The sequence below is a fragment of the Nocardia sp. GP40 genome (genome assembly GCF_050434125.1).
GTDB lineage: Bacteria > Actinomycetota > Actinomycetes > Mycobacteriales > Mycobacteriaceae > Nocardia > Nocardia albiluteola.
Genome location: NZ_JBNPVW010000044.1, coordinates 1 through 7021 on the forward strand (window position 1 = coordinate 1; position 7021 = coordinate 7021).

The 7021-nt window shown below is 64.8% G+C and carries 5 protein-coding genes and 1 pseudogene; all 6 read left to right on the forward strand.

Going from position 1 to position 7021, the window contains the following annotated elements; genetic code table 11:
* A partial coding sequence (locus tag ABH933_RS45375) for a transposase (protein WP_429429349.1) occupies window positions 1–546 on the forward strand: 546 nt, incomplete at its 5' end.
* 114 nt (window positions 547–660) lie between these two features.
* On the forward strand, window positions 661–1029 hold the full coding sequence (locus ABH933_RS45380; protein ID WP_429429347.1) for a hypothetical protein: 369 nt from the start codon (window positions 661–663) through the stop codon (window positions 1027–1029).
* A gap of 2301 nt (window positions 1030–3330) precedes the next feature.
* Complete coding sequence (locus ABH933_RS45385; RefSeq protein WP_429429345.1) at window positions 3331–5544, forward strand: cytochrome P450; 2214 nt, start codon at window positions 3331–3333, stop codon at window positions 5542–5544.
* Complete coding sequence (locus ABH933_RS45390) at window positions 5541–6356, forward strand: class I SAM-dependent methyltransferase (RefSeq protein WP_429429343.1); 816 nt, start codon at window positions 5541–5543, stop codon at window positions 6354–6356. Before ABH933_RS45385 ends, ABH933_RS45390 begins: the two co-directional genes overlap by 4 nt.
* Complete coding sequence (locus tag ABH933_RS45395) at window positions 6338–6427, forward strand: hypothetical protein (RefSeq protein ID WP_429429341.1); 90 nt, start codon at window positions 6338–6340, stop codon at window positions 6425–6427. The genes ABH933_RS45390 and ABH933_RS45395 overlap by 19 nt, the downstream gene beginning before the upstream one ends.
* Before the next feature lie 350 nt (window positions 6428–6777).
* Window positions 6778–7021, forward strand: a pseudogene (locus ABH933_RS45400) (hypothetical protein); the annotation flags it as partial.

The window sequence follows — 7021 nt, forward strand, 5'->3', positions numbered from 1 at the left end:
GTCGCGGTCCTCACCCAGGAACTTCGCGGGCTCGGTTACCGGGGCAGCGAGCGCACCGTCTACCGCTACTTGCAGCCCTTCCGCGCGGGTCGGAGGAAAACACAGCCAGCGGCGGTCCCGGTGGCGGTGCCGAAGGTCCGCGCCGTGACCGCGTGGATCATGCGGGACCCGGACACACTGGCTCGCGATGACGCTCAGCGGCTCGCTGGAATTCTGGCCGGCTGTCCGGAACTCGAGGCCACCCGCCGCCACGTCGGCGCGTTCGCCGTCATGATGCGCGACCTGAGCGGTGATCGTCTTCCCGAGTGGATGGCGCAGGTCCGCACCGATAGCCTGCCAGCGCTGCATTCGTTCGTCACCGGGCTCGAACACGACTTCGCCGCGGTCACCGCCGGGCTGACGCTTCCGTGGAGTAATGGCCCTGTTGAAGGCACCGTTAACAAAATCAAGCACCAAAACGCCAGTGCTATGGCCACGCCAAACTGGATCTTCTGCGCAAGCGCCTGCTGCTCAGCCACGCTACCGTCGACCAGGAACTCCCGGTGAAATGATCACGCTTCCCGCGCCAGAACCCTTCACCCTGGCAGGCGACATAGAAACCGCCCTATGTCCTGGGCCGTAAGCGTCCAGACAACGTTCTGCCGCACGGTGGCCGACCTCATGACGGTCATCCTTCACTGGGAAGAACTACTTCCTGAACCCCACACTGGTTACTGTTCCGACCTCGACCCCGTTCGAAGGATGGCGGACTACTCAGCAGGAGTACGACGGCTACTCGACCACGTAACCGCAGATCTCGAAGAACTCAGAGACGGGCTGAACGACTTCACCTGGGCCGACTTGCGCAACATCGACTTCAGTAGGATGCCCCTACACGGCCTGCGCTGGTCCACGGACACACGGTGGGACCTGGGCATCCTGAAAACACTCGTCCGCCCGAACTCGGTTCATCTGGGTGGAGGTGTATGGGAGATCCGCGACAACACCGCCCAAATCCCAGAAGAACAGTGCGTGCCCATTGTCGGCTGAGATGCGCTCGTCCGCCAAGACTCCAGGCCGTCGACGAATCCGCCTGGCACTGGGCAGGCGGGTGTCAACGTCGGTCCATTGCTGACCTACCCCACATCACCGGGTCAGTATTGGACTGGCACCGACGGCGGGGGCCGCCGAAAAGACGGTAGCCGAGTACACCCACATCACCGACGAGTTGGGGCGGGTGCAGGAGGCAGTCACGGCGGTCGGCGAGGTCGACCCACACCGAATAGGGGTAGATCCCCCCGCCCGCACGATAGACGGCGAGCCCGTACCGGCGGACCTCGCTCACCCTGGCCGGAGCGGGGGTGACAGCGGTAGGAGCCCGGCGGCAAGTGGGCGGCTACGGTGACCAGCTCTGTACATGGATAGTGGAAGCCTCATCGTTTTCGCGTGACCTGGCAGACAGGAGGCCTGGCGCGCGTGCGTCCGGTCCGAATCGGACCGGACGGACGGATTCGATTGCGGTGTTTGGTGTTTCGCCTGACCGCAGGTAAGTTTGTGGGCCGCAGCGGTTTCGATTCTCGGGCGTACCGGCGCGGTCGGTGCGGAAACTGTCTGCTCGACGACCTCCGGTGGCACACAGGCGGAGTATCCGTGGTTCAGTCGCTCGGAGTTCCGGCTGTCCGGTTCGATGTCGAGTTCGAGCAGCCGCTGCGCCCGGCCGGATCGGGCCAGGTCGATCAGGCCGTCGTCGCCGATGATGTTGTCGTGCAGGTTCAGCTCCCACAGCCGCGGGAGCAGTTCCCTGCCGGCCAGTGCCCGCGTGCCGCGCGATCCGACGCTGTTGTAGGCAAGCGAGACGCGGACGCACGTCCCTGTTCCTCCAGGAAATTGCGGTACAGGTGCCACAGTTGCCGAACAGTGGTGGACTCGGACAGTTCTCCGCCGAGATCGGCACGGATTGCGGACGCTGCTGCCATCACAGCATCTAGTGCGCGAGATCCGTTGCGGTCCAGTATCTTTCGTCCGCGTACGTCGAGCTTGACGGGTGAGACTCGCTTGAGGTCGCGTCGACGCCCGGAAGCGTCGCGGACGAGGATGCGAGCACACCAATGTCCCGGAGACAACTCCGTCAGCATCGGTACGCCCGGAACCCCGATCGGACGCGGTGGCCTGCCCCGCTTCACGCCCACCCTCTACCGGTGTGATTCAATCCTCTTCGCGGGCGTCCAGTGCAGCGTCCAAAGCGTCTATGTCCCAACGGAAGTCCTTTCCGACCCGCTTGGGCTTGGGCAGCCACGGGTACTTGTCTCGGTGCCGGTTCCACCGCCGCAGCACCTCCGGATGCACGCAGATGTGTGCCGCACGGGTGCCGGAGGCGATCTGCGATCCTGGTGACCATCGCGTTCAACTGATCGGTGCGCCGTGACCGTTTTACCGTGAGCCTGTCGACCTGTTCAGCGAAAGTCTTTGCCCGACAGTCGGTATTCACAGAGAAGAACCGTCGCACGATTAGTCGCAAGACTATCCTCCGCCCGGCGACAGCGGCATCGGCGAGCCGGCGGCGATAGCGGAATGCACACGGACCGAGGAGGTTCCGCATCCGCTGCACCGGGCCATCGAAGTGGTAACCATAGCGTCCACAAGTACGGTGTCAGCTTCGGTTCGGACATCCTGGATCAGCAGATCGCTCAAGTGCGGCAACAACATTCGAACAAGATCAACGCACGCCTGCCACCTTCGCCCATACCGAGCCGGATCTTGCGGTGACACTCCGACCAGCGCGATCACAGGTGCGACAAGTCGACCGGTTCGCCGATCATCACCATTGCTCGATCGCTCCAGCAGCCTCGATACCGGCGGGCTGGATCCGCCGGCCGGTTTCCGGGAGCGCGCCGCGTCCCGGCCTTGTCGCGAGGTTGCGACCTTCACCTGGTCCAGGCGGGCGATGCGACGTTCCACCGCGGACCGGGACGGCGGGCGCAGCCAAAAGCACCGTAGTGCAGGTCAGTTCGAGACACGCCGATGTTCGAAATCCCCTTCACGCCTGCCAGAATCAGCACGTCATCCGTGCAGATGGGTTCGAGAATTCACACGCGCCGTGGTGTTCCGTTCGGCTTACGGAACACCGTCGTGTCCGCGCGGGACACGCACGGCCGCCCTCCGCAACGGGGTCGTCGGTCTGTTTGACTGGCTGGCGACACCAACATCGCCAAAAGCGCTCAGCCACAACGCCTCCAACCCTGAACGCAACCCCCCCTCGAGCTACTGCTGACATGCTTGAAAGGCGACCAGTGTCGATTTGCCGGCGAGTTAGGTGATCATCTGAACACCCGCCGTGGAACAATTGCTGACGTGCCATCACTTCCCGATGCCGATCCGGCGTCGTTCCGGTTCGTGATCCCGGAGATTTGTTTGCCCTTTCCCGATGTGCCTGTCCGTGAGGACGCCGGGGCGTTGTGCGATCGAACCATCAAGTGGGGGCTACGATTCGGTTTGATCGGGCGGCGTGGCGCGGCCCGGTTGAGGTCGACGTCGATGCTGGATCTCGGTGTGGCGCTTTCCGGTTCGGCACCGGCCGCGCGCGCCCAGGTGTTGATGGACTGGGTGTTGTGGGGGCTGGTTCTGGATGATCGCATCGACGACGGCCCGTGGGCCGAGGGTGGGGCGTTGGAACGGTTCGCGGCGTTCGTCGAACAGATTCTCACCGCGAATCGCACAGCAACAGAACTGCGTGACCCGATGCTGGTTGTGCTGGCCGAGGATCTGTGGCCCCGCAGCCGCGCCCTGGGAGGCCGGGTATGGCAGCAACAGCTGGGCCGACACCTTGTTCAGCATCTGGAAGCGCAGTGTGAACTGGTGGGCCGGCGGCACACGTGCGAGCGTTTCGGTGAAGACGACTACATTCGCGTGCGGCGTGAAACCTTCGGCGCCTACTACTTTTTCGACCTGATCGACGGCATTGACGGTGTCGCCGATGCAGATCGGCGGTGTGACACCGGTTGTGAGAACACCCTGCGTGAGCATGCGGCCGACGTGGTCTCCTGGACCAACGACCTGTATTCGGTCGTCAAGGACGTGGTGTGCGGGGAACAGTACAACCTGGTGACCGTGCTGTCCGACACGCGCGGGCTGGAATTGCAGGACGCAGTGGACGCCGCACATGCAATGTTGATGGACGTCGTCGCCGATTACCTCACCGTGGCGCAGCGACACACCGACCACTCGACCACCGAGCCGGTCCCCGGCGTCGATAGCGCAACGCGGCTGCAGCAGGTGATGCAGGCATCCGCGCACTGGCACCGCAGCGTATCCCGCTACCACCTACAAGCCGACGCGCCCGCTGTCGCGCGTCGGCAGGTCGACACCAGAGGCACGCCGCCGACCCTGAAGTCCCGCCAATTCGAGGTGGACCCCGAGCCGCTGTATGAGCGGCTGCGGTCCGAGCTGCCGGTCGCCTACGACGAGCCCACCGACACCTGGCTGGTGAGCAGGCATGTGGACGTGAAGATGGCGTTGACCGATCCGCGCTTCAGCAACGACAACTACACCTGGCAGATCGGGCCGCTGCTGGGGCACTGCATCGTTTCGATGGAAGGACACGAACACGCCGCCCACCGTGCCCTGTTGACTCCCGAATTCCGCGGCCGCGCACTGGAAGTACTGCAAAGTTCCATCACCGACGTGGCATCGGGGCTGGTCGACCGATTGGCCGAGTGTGACCGGGTCGACCTGGTGGCCGAGTTCACCTCGGCACTGCCGATCCGGGTGATGGCGCGGGCGCTGGGGCTGCCGGCCGAAACATCCGAACAGGTCCGGCGGCTCAAGAGCTGGGCCTCGGTCGGGTTCGCCTATTTGGGCAACTACCGCCAGGACCCGAGCCTATTGACCGGAGGCCTGGACAACCGCGACGACTTCTACAACTACCTGCAACCACATCTGGATGCACGTCGTGCCAGCCCCGGCAACGATCTGATTTCGGCTCTGCTCGCCGCCACCATCGACGGCGAACCGCTGTCGGAGGACGCGATCCGGGCCACGTGCGCAATCCTGATCACCGCCGGCAGCGAGACCAGCCACGGCGCACTGGCCAATTTCATCGTCAACGTGCTTGACGAACCCGGCGTCAAAGCCGCCGTCATGAATGATCCGGCGCTGCTGGACAACGCATTCGCCGAGACACTGCGGAGAAATCCACCGTTGCAGTTGGTGCTGCGCCAAACCCGAGAAGTCGTGGACCTGCCGTCGGGTACTGTCCCGGCCAACGCTACCGTCGCCTGCTTGATCGGCGCGGCCAACCGCGACCCGGACCGGTTCGAGCGCCCGGACGAATTCGACCTGCATCGCGTCGACCGTCTCGACCGGGAATACAGCGCAGCCGCCAGTCACTACGCATTCGGAGCCGGCCGACACTACTGCCTGGGCTCGCACCTGGCCCGCGCCGAGATCACCACCGGGATGTCTCTGCTGCTGAACGCGTACCCGAATATCGGTTGGGCTTCGGGCTTTCGCCCCGTGACAACCGGGTTCTTGAACCGGTGCCCTGCGCGGCTGGAGGTGACCCTATGACGTCCTGTCCTGCCGACCAACCGCGCTACGAGACAAGCTATCTCGGCGATCAGCACGACGGTCAACTCGCGCGCCTGCACACCCTCGAACAAGCATTCGACCCACTGAGTATCGAGACGTTCGTCGGATTGCACCTGCCGGAGGCGGCCGACATTCTGGATGTCGGCGCCGGTTCGGGATCACTCGCCTCCTGGCTGGCCGCGCACCGGCCGCAGGCGAACATCACCGCCACCGACACAGATACCCGTTTCCTGTCTCAATTGACCGACGTGCGAATACTCGAGCACGATGCCGTGCGTGACACCTTTCCACCGGCATGTTTCGACGTGGTCCATGCCCGCGCCCTGCTGTCGCATCTGCGCGAGCGCGACGACGTGCTGGCGCGTGCCGCCGAATGGGTCCGACCGGGGGGCTGGCTGGTGATCGAGGACGTGTGCCTGCACCCGAGTCTCGAGAGCTCCAACCCGTTATTCCGGGCCGTGGCCGAGGCCGGCGTGAAACTGTTGGAAGCCACCGTGGGCTCGGACATGCGGTGGGCACATACACTTCCCGACCGGCTCCGCGCTCTGGGGTTGACCGATGTTGCCCACCAGGCGGTTCTCGGCCATATCGGCGACGGCAGCCCCGCCGACGCATTCTGGCTGTCCACCGTCGACCAAGCGGAACCGGCCCTGATACAACAAGGCTTCCTACCTCAGTCGACTCTCCATGCCATGCGTGTATTGCACGCCCAACCCGATTTCGTCGAACCCGCGCTGACAATGGTCAGCACGTGGGGCCGAGTGTCCATCCGATGCAGGTTTCTGACTTGAGGAAGTTCGGCCACGTCGTACTCGACAACCGTCCATGCAAGATCACTGACAAAGCTACGCCGACGACATAGTCGCCTGCCGCGACTCCAGGCAGCAGGCCCAGCAGGTCAAAGCGAGGCTGGCGGCATGGCTGGCGGCTCCGAGAGGGCTGTCGTTCAACGAAAGCAAGACACGCATCGTGCATGTCGAGCAGGACGGCGCACCCGCAGTTGCACCGTGGCTTCGGCCAGCGCCAGCTTCAGCTGCTCGTTCTCCATCCGTCACCGCCGCTGTTCCGGCGTGCCCTGCGCCCCGGCCGGACCGGAGGGGATCTCGTCCAGCGCCTTGGTCCCTGCCTCCAGGAACGGTTGCTTCCACTTTGCCGACCGATGCCGTACTCACCCCGAGGCGGGCGTCCCGGACGTCGCGAAGACCGAGATCCGTGAGCTCCTGGACGGTCGCGCGCGATGCCGGGAAGCTGGGCAGTGCCGCCGCCGAGCGCGGCCAGCGGTGGACGGCCAAGACCAAGGCGGTGGTCACCGCCCGCGACGACGCGATAGCCCGCCGCCAGGGCGCCGCTGCGGTGGAGGCCGGCCACGCGCAGCCACCCGAGCGGGCCTGCGCGGCACGGCCTGCACCCTCGGCCGGCCCGTCGACGACAGCTCGTGGTGCGCGTATCGCGCATC

Bases quoted from the DNA above. Each gene is read 5' to 3' on its own strand.
- ABH933_RS45380 (WP_429429347.1), top strand. From the start codon at position 661: ATGACGGTCATCCTTCACTGGGAAGAACTACTTCCTGAACCCCACACT.
- ABH933_RS45390 (WP_429429343.1), top strand. From the start codon at position 5,541: ATGACGTCCTGTCCTGCCGACCAACCGCGCTACGAGACAAGCTATCTC.
- ABH933_RS45395 (WP_429429341.1), top strand. From the start codon at position 6,338: ATGCAGGTTTCTGACTTGAGGAAGTTCGGCCACGTCGTACTCGACAAC.